General features: G+C 59.5%; 13 protein-coding genes. 7 read left to right on the top strand and 6 right to left on the bottom strand.

The annotated features are described in order from the left end of the window. Positions 1-3 precede the first annotated feature (3 nt). Entirely contained in the window at positions 4-873 is an 870-nt protein-coding gene (locus HB680_RS08345; RefSeq protein ID WP_213938034.1) for a TauD/TfdA family dioxygenase, read from the top strand. Between the two features lie 117 nt (positions 874-990). On the opposite strand, the gene HB680_RS08340 is transcribed toward HB680_RS08345, so the two are convergent. From HB680_RS08340 to HB680_RS08330, 3 genes are all read right to left on the bottom strand, one after another. After that, complete coding sequence (locus HB680_RS08340) at positions 991-2,229, bottom strand: MFS transporter (RefSeq protein WP_213938033.1); 1,239 nt, start codon at positions 2,227-2,229, stop codon at positions 991-993. Then, the gene (locus tag HB680_RS08335) at positions 2,229-2,744 is read right to left on the bottom strand and encodes a GNAT family N-acetyltransferase (protein WP_213938032.1); all 516 of its coding nucleotides are present in this window, start codon (positions 2,742-2,744) and stop codon (positions 2,229-2,231) included. Before HB680_RS08335 ends, HB680_RS08340 begins: the two co-directional genes overlap by 1 nt. 92 nt (positions 2,745-2,836) lie before the next feature. Next, entirely contained in the window at positions 2,837-3,775 is a 939-nt protein-coding gene (locus HB680_RS08330; protein WP_213938031.1) for a GlxA family transcriptional regulator, read from the bottom strand. Between the two features lie 182 nt (positions 3,776-3,957). On the opposite strand from HB680_RS08330, the gene HB680_RS08325 reads away from it, so the two are divergent. The 3 genes from HB680_RS08325 to HB680_RS08315 all read left to right on the top strand — a co-directional run bounded on the left by HB680_RS08325 (position 3,958) and on the right by HB680_RS08315 (position 6,822). Next, positions 3,958-4,554: a TetR/AcrR family transcriptional regulator gene (locus HB680_RS08325; RefSeq protein WP_213938030.1), complete on the top strand. Its 597-nt coding sequence runs from the start codon at positions 3,958-3,960 to the stop codon at positions 4,552-4,554. Between the two features lie 26 nt (positions 4,555-4,580). Beyond that, on the top strand, positions 4,581-5,258 hold the full coding sequence (locus HB680_RS08320; protein ID WP_213938029.1) for a type 1 glutamine amidotransferase domain-containing protein: 678 nt from the start codon (positions 4,581-4,583) through the stop codon (positions 5,256-5,258). Between the two features lie 109 nt (positions 5,259-5,367). Continuing rightward, positions 5,368-6,822 (top strand): aldehyde dehydrogenase family protein, encoded by a 1,455-nt coding sequence (locus tag HB680_RS08315; RefSeq protein ID WP_213938028.1) that lies wholly within the window; start codon positions 5,368-5,370, stop codon positions 6,820-6,822. 179 nt (positions 6,823-7,001) lie between these two features. Here the strand turns inward: HB680_RS08315 and yghU are convergent, their stop codons facing one another. Both yghU and HB680_RS08305 read right to left on the bottom strand, forming a co-directional pair. Next, positions 7,002-7,841, bottom strand: coding sequence for a glutathione-dependent disulfide-bond oxidoreductase (gene yghU, locus HB680_RS08310; protein WP_213938027.1), 840 nt, complete (start codon positions 7,839-7,841; stop codon positions 7,002-7,004). A 97-nt stretch (positions 7,842-7,938) separates the two neighbouring features. After that, positions 7,939-9,090 carry an epoxide hydrolase family protein gene (locus HB680_RS08305; protein ID WP_213938026.1) on the bottom strand — a complete coding sequence of 384 codons (1,152 nt, stop codon included), beginning with the start codon at positions 9,088-9,090 and terminating at the stop codon, positions 7,939-7,941. A gap of 305 nt (positions 9,091-9,395) precedes the next feature. Here HB680_RS08305 and HB680_RS08300 point away from each other — a divergent pair, with 305 nt between their 5' ends. After that, the gene (locus HB680_RS08300) at positions 9,396-11,792 is read left to right on the top strand and encodes a TonB-dependent receptor (RefSeq protein ID WP_213938025.1); all 2,397 of its coding nucleotides are present in this window, start codon (positions 9,396-9,398) and stop codon (positions 11,790-11,792) included. A 26-nt stretch (positions 11,793-11,818) separates the two neighbouring features. On the opposite strand, the gene HB680_RS08295 is transcribed toward HB680_RS08300, so the two are convergent. After that, positions 11,819-12,562 carry a UTRA domain-containing protein gene (locus HB680_RS08295; RefSeq protein ID WP_213938024.1) on the bottom strand — a complete coding sequence of 248 codons (744 nt, stop codon included), beginning with the start codon at positions 12,560-12,562 and terminating at the stop codon, positions 11,819-11,821. Positions 12,563-12,698: 136 nt separating this feature from the next. Between HB680_RS08295 and HB680_RS08290 the strand changes: the two genes are divergently transcribed. Both HB680_RS08290 and HB680_RS08285 read left to right on the top strand, forming a co-directional pair. Further along, entirely contained in the window at positions 12,699-13,538 is an 840-nt protein-coding gene (locus HB680_RS08290) for an ABC transporter ATP-binding protein (protein WP_213938023.1), read from the top strand. Continuing rightward, entirely contained in the window at positions 13,535-14,536 is a 1,002-nt protein-coding gene (locus HB680_RS08285) for an ABC transporter substrate-binding protein (RefSeq protein WP_213938022.1), read from the top strand. Before HB680_RS08290 ends, HB680_RS08285 begins: the two co-directional genes overlap by 4 nt. Positions 14,537-14,540: the final 4 nt, after the last annotated feature.

Here is a 14,540-nt window from a genome sequence, read left to right as displayed (position 1 = left end):
AACATGGATCAATTGGCATTGAAGGCTATCGAGCGCATCGCCGGGCAATCCCGGGCACCCTACAACAGCATCACGGTGGATCGTCTGACACCGATCATCGGCGCCGAGGTCAGCGGGGTCGACCTGTCGCAACCGTTGAGCGAAGAACAGCTCGCCGAGGTGCGCCGGGCCTTCCTGGAGAATCATGTCCTGGTGTTCCGCGACCAGCACCTGACCGTGGATCAGCACAAAGCCTTCGGCCGATTGTTCGGTGAACTGCGGGCGCTGCCGGTGGAGGACATCGATGGCGATGACCCGGAACTGGTGGTGATCCGCGCCAACGCGCAATCACGGTTCGTCGCCGGGGAAACCTGGCACACCGACGGCACGGCGGACCTGGAACCGTCCATGGGCTCGATGCTGTATGTCAAGGAAACCCCGGCCATCGGCACGGGCGGCGATACGCTGTTCGCCAACATGCACCTGGCGATTGAAATGCTGTCGCCGACGCTGCAGCAGTTCCTGGGCGAATTGACCGCGATCCATGATGGCGAGATTCCGTGGAAAGGCTTCACGCCACCGGCCAATCTGCCCAAGACCGAACACCCGGTGGTGGTTCGCCACCCGGAAACCGGGCGCAAGACGCTGTTCGTCAATTCCGGGTTTACCTCGCACATCGTCCAGTTGTCCGGCGGCGAGAGTCAGATGCTGTTGAACATGCTGTTCGATCTGATCGCACGGGAACCGATCCTCAGCTGCCGCGTGCGCTGGGCGCCCAACACCCTGGTGTTCTGGGACAACCGCTGCACCCAGCATCACGCGGTCTGGGACTATTTTCCGCACTCGCGCTACGGCGAACGCGTGACCATCCTGGGCAAACAACCCAAGTCTTGAAAACCACACAATCCCCTGTGGGAGCGGGCTTGCTCGCGAAGGCGGTGTATCAGTCGACATTAATAGCGTCTGGCACACCGCCTTCGCGAGCAAGCCCGCTCCCACAAGGGGCAAATTTCACACCGTGGAGGTGGCTGGCACGACCTCAGGCTGACCAACCCGCAACACCCGATACCCCAACAACCCGATCGGAATACAGGCCAGCGCCAACCCCCAGAACAACACCGCACCACCAAAATGGGCAATCACCACCGCGCCCAGCAACGGCGCCAAGGCCGAACCCAACCCCGCCAGCATCGAGATGCCGATAAAACTGCCGCGCATGCCCGGTGGCGCGAGGCGATCGATGAGGGTCCCGAACAGCGGCATCACAATGATCTCGGCAAACGTGGCGAAGACCACCGCGGACAGCCAGCCGGCCCACCACGCTCCGGTATTCAACGCAATGATCGCGTGCGCGACCATCAGGCAACCCAGCGCCATCAGGTAGGCGGTCTTGTCGGCCAGCGCGATCAGCCAACTCATCAGGAACAGGTGCACCACCAGCACCACGGCGGCGTTGGTGAAACTCATCATGGCGATGATGTGGTTGATGTCGTCGACGCTCAATTGCAGCAGGTAGAAGGTCAGCGGTTCATCGATTTGCGCGTAGACCAGCACCAGGAAAAAATTGGCGACGATGATCGACAGGAACAACTTGCTGCCGAGGATGGCGCGGAAAATCTCCCGCAGTGGTGGGGAAGCGGTTTTCGTCAGGTGCGGGTTGCGCAACTGTGCGCGGGCAGCATTGAGAATGGTCAGCGTCAGCACCGCGTAGACGCACACGGCAATCGCAAACACGCCATCGCTCTGGTGGTTGGCAAACCACAGGCCGATCAACGGGCCGGTCGCCGCCGCGCAATTGACCACGTAATAACGGATATGGAACAGGAACGTGCGCTGGGCATCATCGACCGCCGTGTCACTCAACAGCATACGCAGCAGCGGCTCGAGAATGCTCTGGGACAACGCCATGCCGATGATCGCCACGAAGTAGCTGGTTTGCCCCGGCAGCAGGCCCATCAGCAGGTAACAACTGGCACACAGCGCGCAGCCGAACAGCATCAAGTTGCGCGAGTTGAAGCGATCACCCAGCAGGCCGCTGAGCGGTGACAAGGCAATCGATATCAACGCACCGAGGGCCAGTTGCGCGCCAATCTCGGTGATCGGCGTACCGAAGCGCTTGTTCATCGCCACGGCAATGAATGGCCAGATCATGAAAGAAGCGACGCGGGCCAACCCGATCCCGAACAACAGCCAACGGGTCGGATGGGGAAGGGCACGCAGGGAGGCCACGGTGCTCGGGCGTTGACTCATCAGGTGAGCCGGCGCTGATAGATCAAGTCGTCAAACCATTGATCACCAATCTGATAGGCCTGGGGCACGCGGCGGTCAAACACGAAACCGCATTTTTCCAAAACCTTGCACGAAGCAATGTTGCCATCGGTGACGGTCGACTCCAGGGAGTCGAGACCGATGGCGATGGCATAGTCGATGATCGCGCGCCGGGACTCGGTGCCGAAGCCCTTACCCTGAAATTCCGGCAGCAGCAGGGTGCCGACTTCAGCGTGACCCGGCGACAGAATGCGAAAGCCGCTGACCCCCAGTTCCTGCTCGCTGGCCTTGTCGATCACCACCAGGCATAACCAATGATCAGACTGCGGCGTCCACTCTGGAAGCCGGTGATCGAAGCCTTTGCGAATCTGTTCCTCGGCAATCTCGCCGAACACGAATTGCATGGTCTGGGGTTCGGAATGCAGCCTGAGAAACAGTGGCCAGTCAGACTCGACCATGGTCCGGAAATACAGCAGCTCGGTGTGTAACGCCAGCATCCAATGCTCCTTGCGCAATCGATAAGGGACAGGCTTTTTTACGCGGGGCGCCTGCAAAGATCAATGCAAAGGTGAAACAACCGCGAGGTGCTTTACCCGGCGTTGAACAGCGCGGTTTGCATCGCCTGTGGTGCTTGTCCGAAGGCCCGCAAAAACGCCTGACGCATGCGTTCGCGATCGCCGAATCCGGTCGCCCTGGCGATGACTTCAATGGGATGGCGGCCGGTTTCCATCATGATCCGCGCCGCTTCCACCCGCAGGCTTTCGATGGCCTTGGCGGGTGTTTTCCCGGTTTCTTCTCTGAACAAACGACTGAACTGGCGAGGGCTGAGTCGCGCCACGGCGGCGAGCGCTTCGACAGACAGATCATCGGTCAGATTCTCCCGTGCGTAGGCCATCGCCAACTGCACGCGATCAGACTTGGGGTCCAGTTCCAGCAGTGCAGACAGTTGAGATTGTTCGCTGCCACGGCGCTGATAGATCACCAGTTTGCGCGAGATCCGCCGCGCCAGGTCGCTGCCCAAATCGTTCTCGACCATGGCCAGCGTCAAGTCCAGCGCGGCGCTCATTCCCGCGCCTGTCCACACCTGGCCGTCCACCACGAACAGCTTGTTTTCCTCAAGGCGAATGTCCGGGTAGCGCTTCTGGAAGGCCGGCGCGTGAAGCCAGTGCGTGGTGGCGCGTTTGCCAGTCAGTAAACCGGCTTCAGCCAGCACAAAGATGCCGGTGCACAGCGAGACCACCCGCCGCGATTGCGCGGAGGCGGCCCTGACGAATTCGAGCAGGCTGGTGTCCGGCAACTGGAATTCAAGGTAGCCGCTGACAATCAGGGTGTCGTAACCCTCAGCACGGATCGGCGTACTGTTCACCGAAAAGCCCTGGGAGGACATGACGGCGCCGCCGGTTTCCGACACGAGATGAAATTCGTAGGCCGGTTCATCGTGCAGCAGGTTTGCACATTCGAATACCGAGCCTACGGACAGGCTCAGCGGTTGAAAGTTTGGATAAACCACCAGTGCAACGCTGTGCATTCCATCTCTCCAGGGGGCGACAAGTCGGTGATTGTCGGGGTTGGTCCGGCAAACGGCAACTGACATCGTGACGGCCATGTCCGAAATCCTTGCGGATTTGACATTGTGCAACTTTTACCCGGCTCCTAACATTCAACTCAACGAGCTAGACGACTGGTCTACTCAGACAGTTGGATATGAAGATGAACGTCAGTAACAGTGTAAGGCAGCATATTCTTGATACCGCACAACTGATTGTGAGTCATAAAGGTTTTACTGCAGTGGGTTTGAATGAAGTGCTTCAGGCCGCCGATGTTCCCAAAGGCTCGTTTTATCATTACTTTGGTTCAAAAGATGCGTTCGGTGTGGCACTGCTGGATAACTTTTTTGAAAGTTATTTGAACGAAGTGCGGCAGATTTTTCAGGAGCCGAATGCGTCGGAACACCAGAAGTTATTGCGGTATTGGCAGTGCTGGGTCGACAACCAGACCCAGCAAACAGATGCCGGCAAGTGCCTGGCCGTCAAACTCGGGGCCGAGGTGGCGGATCTTTCCGAACCCATGCGGCTCGCCCTGGATCGCGGCACGTCGCAGATCATCAACGTGCTGGCGGCCGCGCTGGATCGCGGCATTAAAGATGGATCACTGACGATTGATGAAGCTCCCGAGTGCATGGCGCTGCGCTTGTACGCGTTGTGGCTGGGGGCGAGTGTCATGGCAAAGATAACCCTTACAACCGTTGCATTCGATGAAGCCATGCTGATGACGCGAACGTTGTTGGGATGCGCTGACAAACACTGATACCCACACCCTCCGAGGAAGCAGACATGAAAGTATTAATGGTATTGACCTCCCACGATCAACTGGGCAACACCGGCAAGAAAACCGGTTTCTGGCTCGAAGAGTTCGCCGCGCCGTACTACGCGTTTACCGACGCGGGTGCTCAAGTGGTGCTGGCGTCGCCGGCCGGCGGGCAACCACCGCTGGACCCGAAAAGTGATCAGTCCGAGTTCCAGACCGAATACACCGAGCGCTTCAAGGCCGACCCGGCGGCGCAGCAGGCCTTGGCGTCTACCGTAACCCTGGATTCGGTTTCGCAGGCGGATTTCGACACGGTGTTTTACCCAGGTGGTCACGGTCCGCTGTGGGATCTGGCGGAATCGAGCACTTCGATTGCGTTGATCGAAGCCTTTGAGCGCGCCGGCAAACCCATCGGCTTCGTATGCCATGCGCCGGGCGCGCTGCGTCACGTCAAGGCTGCCAGCGGTGAACCGCTGATCAAGAACCGCCGCGTCACCGGTTTCACCAATTCGGAAGAGGCCGGCGTCGGTCTGACTGAAGTGGTGCCGTTTCTCATCGAAGACGAATTCAAGGCACTCGGCGCCCGGTATGAAAAGGGCAGTGACTGGGCGTCGTTTATTGTCGAAGACGGTCTGTTGGTCACCGGGCAGAATCCGGCAAGTTCCGAGGCAGTTGCAAAAGCACTGCTCAAGTTGCTGGCGTGATTTAATCCGCTAACGCTTACCTTTCTAAAGTTTATAAGTCGCGTGCTGACGATTCGTTGGCATGTCGGCCAACTATTGCCTGAAAAGTTAATACTTTGGAGTTGATGTCATGAATAACGTGTCGCGTAGCATTGCGCCGGCCCATTTATTTAACGGAACTTATTATCTGAGTATCGCTGGCGAACTTGTCGAGTCAAAGGACTCATTCGCTGTAATCAATCCGGCAACAGGCCAAGTACTGGCTAACGCGCCGGCCGCAACTTCCGAACAACTTGATCAGGCCGTGGCGGCGGCCAAATCTGCGTTCAAGAGCTGGTCGCTGCTCAGTTATGACGAACGCCAGAACTACCTGAATGCCTATGCTGACGCCCTGGAAGTTCACCGCGATGAACTGGCCCGTTTGCTGACGTTGGAGCAGGGTAAACCGCTCAAAAGCGGAGCCGAGCCGGAAGTCGACCAGTCGATTTCCTGGATTCGCCAGATTGCCGCCCGACGCATTCCGGTCGAAATCCTCGAAGACACTGACAGCCACATTGTCGAACTGCACCACACACCGCTGGGTGTGGTCGGCGCGATTACACCGTGGAATTTCCCGGTGCTGCTGGCGCTGTGGAAGGTCGCTCCGGCGTTGCTCACCGGCAACACCATGGTGATCAAGCCATCGCCGTTCACGCCGCTGACCACATTGCGCTTCGGGCAAATTGCGCAATCGGTCTTCCCGCCGGGCGTGCTGTCGATTGTCTCCGGCGGCAACGAACTCGGGCCGCAAATGACGGCTCATCCGGACATCGCCAAGATCAGCTTCACCGGCTCGACGCAAACCGGCAAGCATGTGATCCGCTCGGCTGCCGGCACCGTCAAGCGCCTGACCCTGGAAATGGGCGGCAACGACGCCGCCATCGTCCTGCCCGATGCCGACTGGGAATCCGCGATTCCCCCGCTGTTCTGGGGCGCGGTTGGCAACTCGGGACAATGGTGCGTGGGCATCAAGCGCCTGTACATCCATCGGTCTTTCCATGAGGAGTTCGTCGCGGCATTCGTCGAGTACGCCCGCCGGCAGAAGCTCGGCGACGGCCTCGATCCGGACGTTACGATTGGCCCGATGCAAAACAAGATGCAGTACGACAAGGTCCGCACCTTCCTCGACGACATCAAGGCCAACGGTCAGAAAATCGTGCTGGGCGGTGAGGTGGACGAGGCGCGGCCGGGTTATTTTATTCCCGTCACCGTGGTGGACAACCCGCCGGAGAACTCGAAGATCGTCCAGGAAGAACAGTTTGGCCCGATCGTGCCGATCATCGTGTATGACGAGGTGGACGATGTGATCGAACGCGCCAACGACAGCCCGTTCGGCTTGGGCGGCTCCGTGTGGGGACGCGATACCCGGCTGGCCGTGGCGGTGGCGAATCGTCTGGAAACCGGCATGGTGTGGGTCAACGAAATACACACCCAAGGCGTGGACATTCCGTTCGGCGGCCACAAACAGTCCGGTGTGGGCACCGAGGGTGGGCATGAAGGTCGCCTGCTGTTCACCAACCCTAAAACGCTGTTGATCAAGAAGTAAGTCGGCAGCCGTTCCCGATGGCATCAATGAAAAATCCCGGAGACATTCATGTGTCCGGGATTTTTTCAGATTCTCGTCAAAATGAGCCGCAAGCGGGGCCACAAATGGATGACATTGCTTGAACTCATGGCGCCAGCGGCCGAATCGCGTAAACCCGATCCGGCCGCCGAACTGATCAGCTAAGCCAAATCATCCGCCTGGTGCCGCTCAGGCACTTGGCTCGCCTCATCGCCCCACGTGCGGTTGACGCGCTGCCCACGAATGACCGCCGGCCGATTCGCAATGTCCTCCGCCCAGCGCTGCACGTGGGTGTATTCGTGGGCCGAAAGAAACTCGGCCGCCGAGTACACGTTGCCCCGCACCAGTTGGCCGTACCAGGGCCAGACCGCGATATCGGCGATGGTGTAAGTGTCACCGGCCAGATAAGGGCTTTCGGCCAGTCGGCGATCGAGCACATCCAACTGACGCTTGGCCTCCATGGTGAAGCGGTTGATCGGGTACTCAAGCTTCTCTGGCGCATAGGCGTAGAAATGCCCGAAACCGCCGCCCAAGTAAGGCGCTGAGCCCATCTGCCAGAACAGCCAGTTCAAGGTTTCGGTGCGTCCTGCCAGATCGGTGGGGAGGAAGGCGCCGAACTTTTCCGCCAGATACAGCAGGATCGAACCGGACTCGAAGACGCGGAGCGCCGGCTCCACGCTGCGATCCAGCAACGCCGGGATTTTCGAGTTGGGGTTGATCTCGACAAAGCCGCTGGAGAACTGGTCACCCTCATTGATGCGGATCAGCCAGGCGTCGTATTCGGCTTCGCTGTGCCCGAGTGCCAGCAGTTCTTCAAGCAGGATGGTGACCTTTACGCCGTTGGGTGTGGCCAGCGAATAAAGCTGCAACGGATGCTTGCCGACGGGCAATGTTTTTTCATGGGTCGGCCCGGCGGTCGGGCGGTTGATGCTGGCGAATTGTCCGCCGGACGCGGCATTATTTTTCCAGACTTTGGGAGGAACGTAGGACGCTTTGCTCATGAGACGAACCTTATGGGTTGCGGGCTGTGATCACGAGAACCGCGGATGGACAGTTCTCGTCGCGAACAGGCTTTTTTACGCGGCACCTCTGCAAAGATCAACGCAGTGGTCGAAAGAACGCCCGGATATCCTCAGCCAATAACTGCGGTTGCTCCATCGCGGCAAAGTGGCCGCCCTTGGGCATGGCTGTCCAGCGCTGCACGTTGAAACAGCGCTCGACCCAACTGCGCGGCGGCATCGGCAATTCGGCGGGAAACAACGCCACTCCGGTAGGCGGCTGCACCCGTTCCCCGGCGGCAAAGGCCAGCGGACGGGCGCGACCTTCGACATACGGCCGCAGCGACGAACCGATGCTGCCGGTAAACCAGTAAACGCTGATGTTGGTCAGCAACGCGTCGAGGGCCACGGCGTGTTGCAGATCGCCCGAACCATCGGTCCACGCCTGGAATTTTTCGACCATCCATGCCGCCAATCCGGCGGGCGAGTCGTTGAGGCCGATGGCGAGTGATTGCGGCTTGGTGCCGTGGACTTTGGCGTAGGCGCCCTCGGCATCGGCAAAGGCTGCGCCGCGATCGAGAAAGGCTTGTTCTTCGCTGGAGATCGCTGGTTGGTCCGGGCCCAGCGGTGGACGATAGGAACCGGGCACGTAGTTCAGATGAATCCCTGTAACCTGCTCGGGGAAACGCCGTCCCAGCCAGGTCGACACCCCGGCGCCCAGATCGCCGCCTTGAGTGCCAAAACGTTCATACCCCAAACCAGCCATCAACGCCGCCCACAGTCCGGCCACTTCATAGGGCCCGACGCCCTTATGCTTCGGCGCAGGGGAGAAGGCGTAACCCGGCAGCGAGGGCACGACCACATGGAAGGCATCCGCCGCGTCGCCGCCATGGCTGGCCGGGTCTGCGAGCAATGGGATCAGGCGCTGCATTTCCACAAATGAACCCGGCCAGCCGTGGGTCAGGATCAACGGCAGCGGCGCCGGGCCCGTGCCGGGTTGATGCACGAAATGCACCGTTTGCTCGCCGATGTGGGCGAGGTATTGCGGCAGTTGATTGAGCTGCGCTTCCTGGGCACGCCAGTCAAAATCATCGGCCCAGTGCGCGAGCAACGACTGCAAAAAACCAAGGTCCGTGCCCTCGCTCCAGCCCTGGCCTTCGATGGCGTTCAGCCAACGGGTACGCCGCAAACGGTGGTGCAAATCGGCGATGGCATCGTCGGGGATGGCGATCTTGAACGGCTGCAGTTGCATAGAGCGTTCTCTTTCCTGGCGGGGGAGTAAGGCAGCTCGTAACTTACGCCAATTCCGAAAATCCTGTTGGCCGATGCAGGTGTCTCGGCCCTTCAAGGCGTTGCACGTCATTCAATCGTGGTCCGGCTTATGCCTTTGCTTATTCTATAAAGATATTTAAATATTTATTTAATATCGTTTTAGAGTATATCGCCGGTCAACTGGATCCAATATAAATTCGATTGATGACCGCCACCGTCCGCCGCACGGATCGCTCGTCTGAGTTCCAGGCTTTTAGCCATGGATTTAGAGCAATAGGGAGCGGTATGGGGAGCTACACACGACACCTTCTGTCCACGGCAATCATCTCGGCCAACGTGCTGAGTGCGGCAGTCTGGAGCACCGGCGCATTCGCCGAAGAGACCATTAAAGACGACACCACGCAAACCCGGCTCGACACGGTGATCGTCACCGGTACACGGGCCCAGGAACGCACGGCCAGCGCCTCGCTTTCACCCATCGATGTGATTTCCGGCGACAGTCTGCGCAGTTCCGGTTCCAACGAACTGGGCACGGTGCTGGCAAGGCTGATCCCGTCGATCAACTTCCCTCGGCCCAGCCTGGTGGATGGCGCCGAACTGACCCGACCGGCGCAATTGCGCGGATTGTCACCGGACCAGGTTCTGGTGCTGGTGAACGGCAAACGCCGTCATACCTCGGCGTTCGTCAACCTTGGCGGCGCAGTCGGGCGAGGCTCGGCGCCGGCGGATCTGAACGCGATACCGCTGTCGGCCATCGACCACATCGAAGTACTGCGCGACGGCGCTTCAGCGCGCTATGGTTCGGACGCCATCGCCGGAGTCATCAACATCATCCTGAAAAACGCCGACCATGGCGGCTCGATATCGACCAAGTACGGCGAATACAAAAAGGGCGACGGGATTCAGCGCCAGGTTGCCGGCAATAGCGGTTTCGCGCTGGGGGCCAACGGTTTTCTGAACCTGTCCGCCGAAGGCGCGAACAATGATTACACCGATCGCGCCGGTGACGACTTTCGTACCGCCAGTATCGGTTCCACTACCTACGGCCAGCATGTCTTTCGCCAGGGCGAGCCGGAAACGGAGGAGGGCAAGTTTCAGTTCAACGCCGAGTACAGTTTCAACGATGTCGCCGAGCTCTATACCTTTGGCGGCTACAGCAAGCGTCGGGGCGAAACCGCGGCGTTTTATCGCGCCAGCAATGCCTCGAACAACAACCCGGCGATCTACCCGAACGGTTACCTGCCGTTGATCAACGGCGTGCTGGAAGACACCAGCCTGGTGGTGGGCTTGCGCGGTGAGTTGATCAACGACTGGCACTACGACTTGTCGGCCAACTACGGCAAGAATTCGTATGAGTTGGGCACCAAAACCATCAACACGTCACTGGGCCTGGCCACTCCGCACTCGTTCGACAACGGTACGTTGACCAACGACCAGAAACAACTGAGCCTGGACCTGTCCCGGGAATTCAGCCTCGGCTGGTTGCCGTATCCGGTGTCGGTGGCTTTCGGTGCCGAGTACTTGCATCAAGGCTATCAGATCGAGGCAGGGCAGCCTGAGTCCTACTACCAGACCGGCAGTTCCGGGTTGGGTGGTTTCCGCGACTCGGATGCGGGGAGTTCGTCCCGGCACAACATCGCCCAATACCTGGATCTGGAAACCAACTTCACCGAGAAACTGGCGGTGTCGGCGGCGGTGCGTCACGAGGACTACAGCGACTTCGGCTCCAATGTCAGTGGCTCACTCTCGGCGCGCTACGATTTCACGCCCCAGGTCGCGTTGCGCGGCAGTGTCTCCACCGGGTTCCGCGCGCCGTCGCTGGCGCAGCAGAACTTCGCGTTCACTTCGTCGCAGTTGATCGGCAACACGATTCAGGAGGCCGGCACCTTCCCGGCCAACAGCCAGGTGGCCAAGCTGTTGGGCGCGGAGGATCTGGAGGCCGAGAAGTCACGCAACTACAGCCTCGGACTGGTGCTCGAACCGCTGGATAACCTGACGGTGACCGCCGATGTGTACCGCATCGATATCCGTGACCGGGTGTCGCTGTCCTCCAACCTGGTGCTGAACAACGCTGCGATCAATTACCTCAAGGATAACGGCGTCGGCAACATCAACTACACCAGCGCGCGGTACTTCACCAATGCCACCGACACCAGCACCGATGGGGTGGATCTGGTGGCCAACTATCGCTATCAACTGGATAACGGGGTCCGCTGGAACAGCACCGTGGGCTATAACTACAACCACACCAAAGTCACCGATGTGAAAGCCAATCCGGCGATTCTCGATCAACTCGGGGTCAACCTGGTGCGCGTCGATCGGCGCGAGCGCATTGGGTTGTTGGGCGACACCACGCCGCAGCACAAGCTGAGCCTGGCGAACGACTTCAACTATGGCAACTGGGCGCTGCATTCCAATCTGGTGCGGTATGGCGAGTTCACCAGTTACCAGGCGGACAAGATCAACGATCAGACTTTCAGTGCCGCGTGGCTGTTGGACCTGGCCGTCGATTACAAACTCAAGAACTGGCTGTTCACCCTGGGGGGCGACAACGTCACCGACAAGTACCCGGAGAAGGTCAACGCGTACGCTTCCAGCGGCGGCAATCTGGCGTACAGCACCTTTTCGCCTTACGGCTACAGCGGGGCGTTTTACTACGGCAAGGTTACTTATAACTGGTAGTCGGAGAGGGGGCACAAGCGGTCGTTCTAACGGCCGCTTGTGGATTTGAACACGCCGCTGAGGACGAAGGCGTAGCGTTCCGGCCGTATGAAAAACGTGGTGCGGTCGCAGCAGCGACCGTCGGCGAAATAAGAGGTGCGCTCCATGACCAGCAGCGCTGCGCCGCGTTTGACGTGGAGGGCGCTGGCCAGGCTTTTGTCGGCTTCCTGGGCACGGATCGCCAGGTCGGCGCGGGTGACTGCCAGGCCGGTGATCGACTCCAGGATGGAGTAGATCGGTTGATGCTCGACCTCAGTCCAGACCACGCTGGCCAGTTCGGCCGGTAGATGACTGCGGCCCAGGGCGATGGGTTCGTCATCGACGAAGTGCAGTCGCTCCAGCAGCAGGCAATCGTCCGCTGCTTCAAACAAACCCCGCAAGGCTTCCGGAACGGGCTGCAGCGTATGGCTGATCACCTGCATGCTCGGTTTGAGCCCTTGCAACAGCAAGGCTTCATGAAAACTGCGCAACGCGTCCAAGCCATGCCGAACCTGTTTCGCCGCCACGAACGTGCCTTTGCCTTGCTTGCGCTCCACCACGCCGTCGTCACTGAGCTTGCCCACCGCGAGGCGCACCGTGACGCGGCTCACCCCAAAGCGTTGGCCCAATTCGGCTTCCGACGGCAGTTTGCCGGTGGGCTCGAAGTCACCGCGCTGAATCTCTTCCAGCAATCGATGGGCGATCTGTTCGTAGAGCGAGGTGGTGCTGTCGCGAAGAATGGACGTGGACACGGTCGGCTTCCAGGGGCCTTGGAGTGGGGCGATGTGCCTTCACTTCTAAGGTTATAAAAATAGGTTATTGGGACAACTTGTATTAATACGTATTATGTCAGGCATCCCCATTGTAAACGACCTGACGACACTTGCCATGCCCGAATCCTTGCCTTACGCACCGCAGCAAGCCGATGCCCTGACGGTCGATGACATCAATTTCAGCTACCCCAACGGACATCGGGTGTTCAGCGCTTTCAGCCTGAACGCGAAACCCGGCGAATTTGTCGCGATCCTCGGGCCATCGGGTTGCGGGAAAACCACCTTGCTGAATTTGTTGTCGGGTTTTCAGCAACCCCAGAGCGGTCAGATCACGATTAACCAGACTGCGGTGCGTCCGGAGCGATCGGAGTTGGGCTATGTGTTTCAGGCGCCGCAGCTGTTTCCCTGGTTGAGTGCGCTGGAAAACGTGCGTTTCGGCCTGCGGATGACAGCGCAACTCAGCGAAGCACAACAGCGTGCGCAAGCCTTGCAGTACCTGCGTCTGGTCGGTCTGGAGAATGCGGCGCATCGACTGCCGCATCAGCTGTCTGGCGGCATGCAGCAGCGGGTTTCCCTGGCCAGGACTTTGGCACTGGAGCCTGGCGTGTTGCTGATGGACGAGCCCTTCGCCGCGCTGGATGCCATCAGTCGCAACAGCATGAATGAAGAGACCTTGCGTATCTGGGCCGAGCTGGGCCAGACGGTGCTGTTCATTACCCACGATATCGACGAAGCGGTGTTCCTGGCGGATCGGGTCATCGTGCTCAACATCGCCCCGGGCGGTATCCATAGCGAATTGAATATTCATCTGCCGCGCCCGCGCTCCAACCTGAAAACCCGCCGCTTGCCGGCCTTCCTCGATTACCGCAATGAGCTGATGGAGCGCATTTCCCACGTCATGGAAGTGTCCGAAGCCGTCGCTAACCCAACCCGTCAACCCGAGTTAACCGCATGATCAAACGTTCGCTGCTTGCCCTTTCCTTGTCTGTTGCCGCCCTGGCAAGCAGCCCATTTGCCGTGGCCACCGAGGAAAAACCCCTGCGTGTGGGTTATGTCTTCGCCATGGCCAACGCCCCGGCGCTGATCGCCGACAAACAGGGTTACTACCGCGAGGAAGGCTTGAATGTCGATCTCAAGGCCCTGGGCGATGGCCCGGTTATCCAGCAGGCGCTGGCCGCCAATGAGCTGGATGTGGCCTATGTCGGCACCCCGCCGGTGTACCAATGGTTTTCCCGAGGGCTGCAAAGCCGGATTCTGGCCAAGGTCAATTACGGTCAGGCGGCAGTGATTGTCGATGCCAAAAATCCGATCAGCAGTCTGGATCAACTCAAGGGCAAAAAACTTGCCGGGGTCAAGAAGGGCAGCGGCATGGACGTGCTGCTGCGCGGCTATGTCCTGAAAGAAAAGGCCGGGCTCGATCCCGACAAGGACCTGGACATCATCGACATGCCCCCCGGCAACATGAACGCGGCGCTGGAGCGCGGCATTGTCGACGCGGCGTTTTCCTGGGAACCCTTTGTCAGCCAGTCATTGCTGCGCGGGTCGAGCCGGATTCTGCTCGACGTCAACCAGGCGCTACCGAATTACCCATGGTACGTGGTGATCGCGCTGCCCAAAACCTTGCAGGAGCGCCCGGACGATGTGGTCAAGCTGTTGCGTGCGCACCGCAAGGCCATCGCGTTCCTCAACGAGCATCCCGATGAGTCGAATCGCATCATCGCCGAGGTGTTCAAGCTTGAAGCGGTACAAGACCCGGATGGCAAGACCATTGCCCCGGAAACCATCGTCGCCCAGGCACGGACACGACTGGGCTGGTCAGCCGACTTGCAGGGGTCGGACCTTCAATTTATTCAGCGCCTGATGAATTACTCCCACGACCTGGGCTTTATCGACACCACGCTCAAGACCGAGCAGATCGTGGATACCTCCTACCTGGAAAAAGCCTCGCGCTAAGTCT

This window comes from Pseudomonas sp. dw_612 (assembly GCF_018449725.1).
Taxonomy (GTDB): Bacteria; Pseudomonadota; Gammaproteobacteria; order Pseudomonadales; family Pseudomonadaceae; genus Aquipseudomonas.
This window is presented reverse-complemented; position numbering and strand designations above follow the sequence as displayed.

What these genes read in the sequence shown, in the direction of transcription:
- HB680_RS08345 (WP_213938034.1), top strand. Translation starts at nt 4, where the DNA reads ATGGATCAATTGGCATTGAAGGCTATCGAGCGCATCGCCGGGCAATCC.
- HB680_RS08340 (WP_213938033.1), bottom strand. Translation starts at nt 2,229, where the DNA reads ATGAGTCAACGCCCGAGCACCGTGGCCTCCCTGCGTGCCCTTCCCCAT.
- HB680_RS08335 (WP_213938032.1), bottom strand. Translation starts at nt 2,744, where the DNA reads ATGCTGGCGTTACACACCGAGCTGCTGTATTTCCGGACCATGGTCGAG.
- HB680_RS08330 (WP_213938031.1), bottom strand. Translation starts at nt 3,775, where the DNA reads ATGCACAGCGTTGCACTGGTGGTTTATCCAAACTTTCAACCGCTGAGC.
- HB680_RS08325 (WP_213938030.1), top strand. Translation starts at nt 3,958, where the DNA reads ATGAACGTCAGTAACAGTGTAAGGCAGCATATTCTTGATACCGCACAA.
- HB680_RS08320 (WP_213938029.1), top strand. Translation starts at nt 4,581, where the DNA reads ATGAAAGTATTAATGGTATTGACCTCCCACGATCAACTGGGCAACACC.
- HB680_RS08315 (WP_213938028.1), top strand. Translation starts at nt 5,368, where the DNA reads ATGAATAACGTGTCGCGTAGCATTGCGCCGGCCCATTTATTTAACGGA.
- yghU (WP_213938027.1), bottom strand. Translation starts at nt 7,841, where the DNA reads ATGAGCAAAGCGTCCTACGTTCCTCCCAAAGTCTGGAAAAATAATGCC.
- HB680_RS08305 (WP_213938026.1), bottom strand. Translation starts at nt 9,090, where the DNA reads ATGCAACTGCAGCCGTTCAAGATCGCCATCCCCGACGATGCCATCGCC.
- HB680_RS08300 (WP_213938025.1), top strand. Translation starts at nt 9,396, where the DNA reads ATGGGGAGCTACACACGACACCTTCTGTCCACGGCAATCATCTCGGCC.
- HB680_RS08290 (WP_213938023.1), top strand. Translation starts at nt 12,699, where the DNA reads ATGCCCGAATCCTTGCCTTACGCACCGCAGCAAGCCGATGCCCTGACG.
- HB680_RS08285 (WP_213938022.1), top strand. Translation starts at nt 13,535, where the DNA reads ATGATCAAACGTTCGCTGCTTGCCCTTTCCTTGTCTGTTGCCGCCCTG.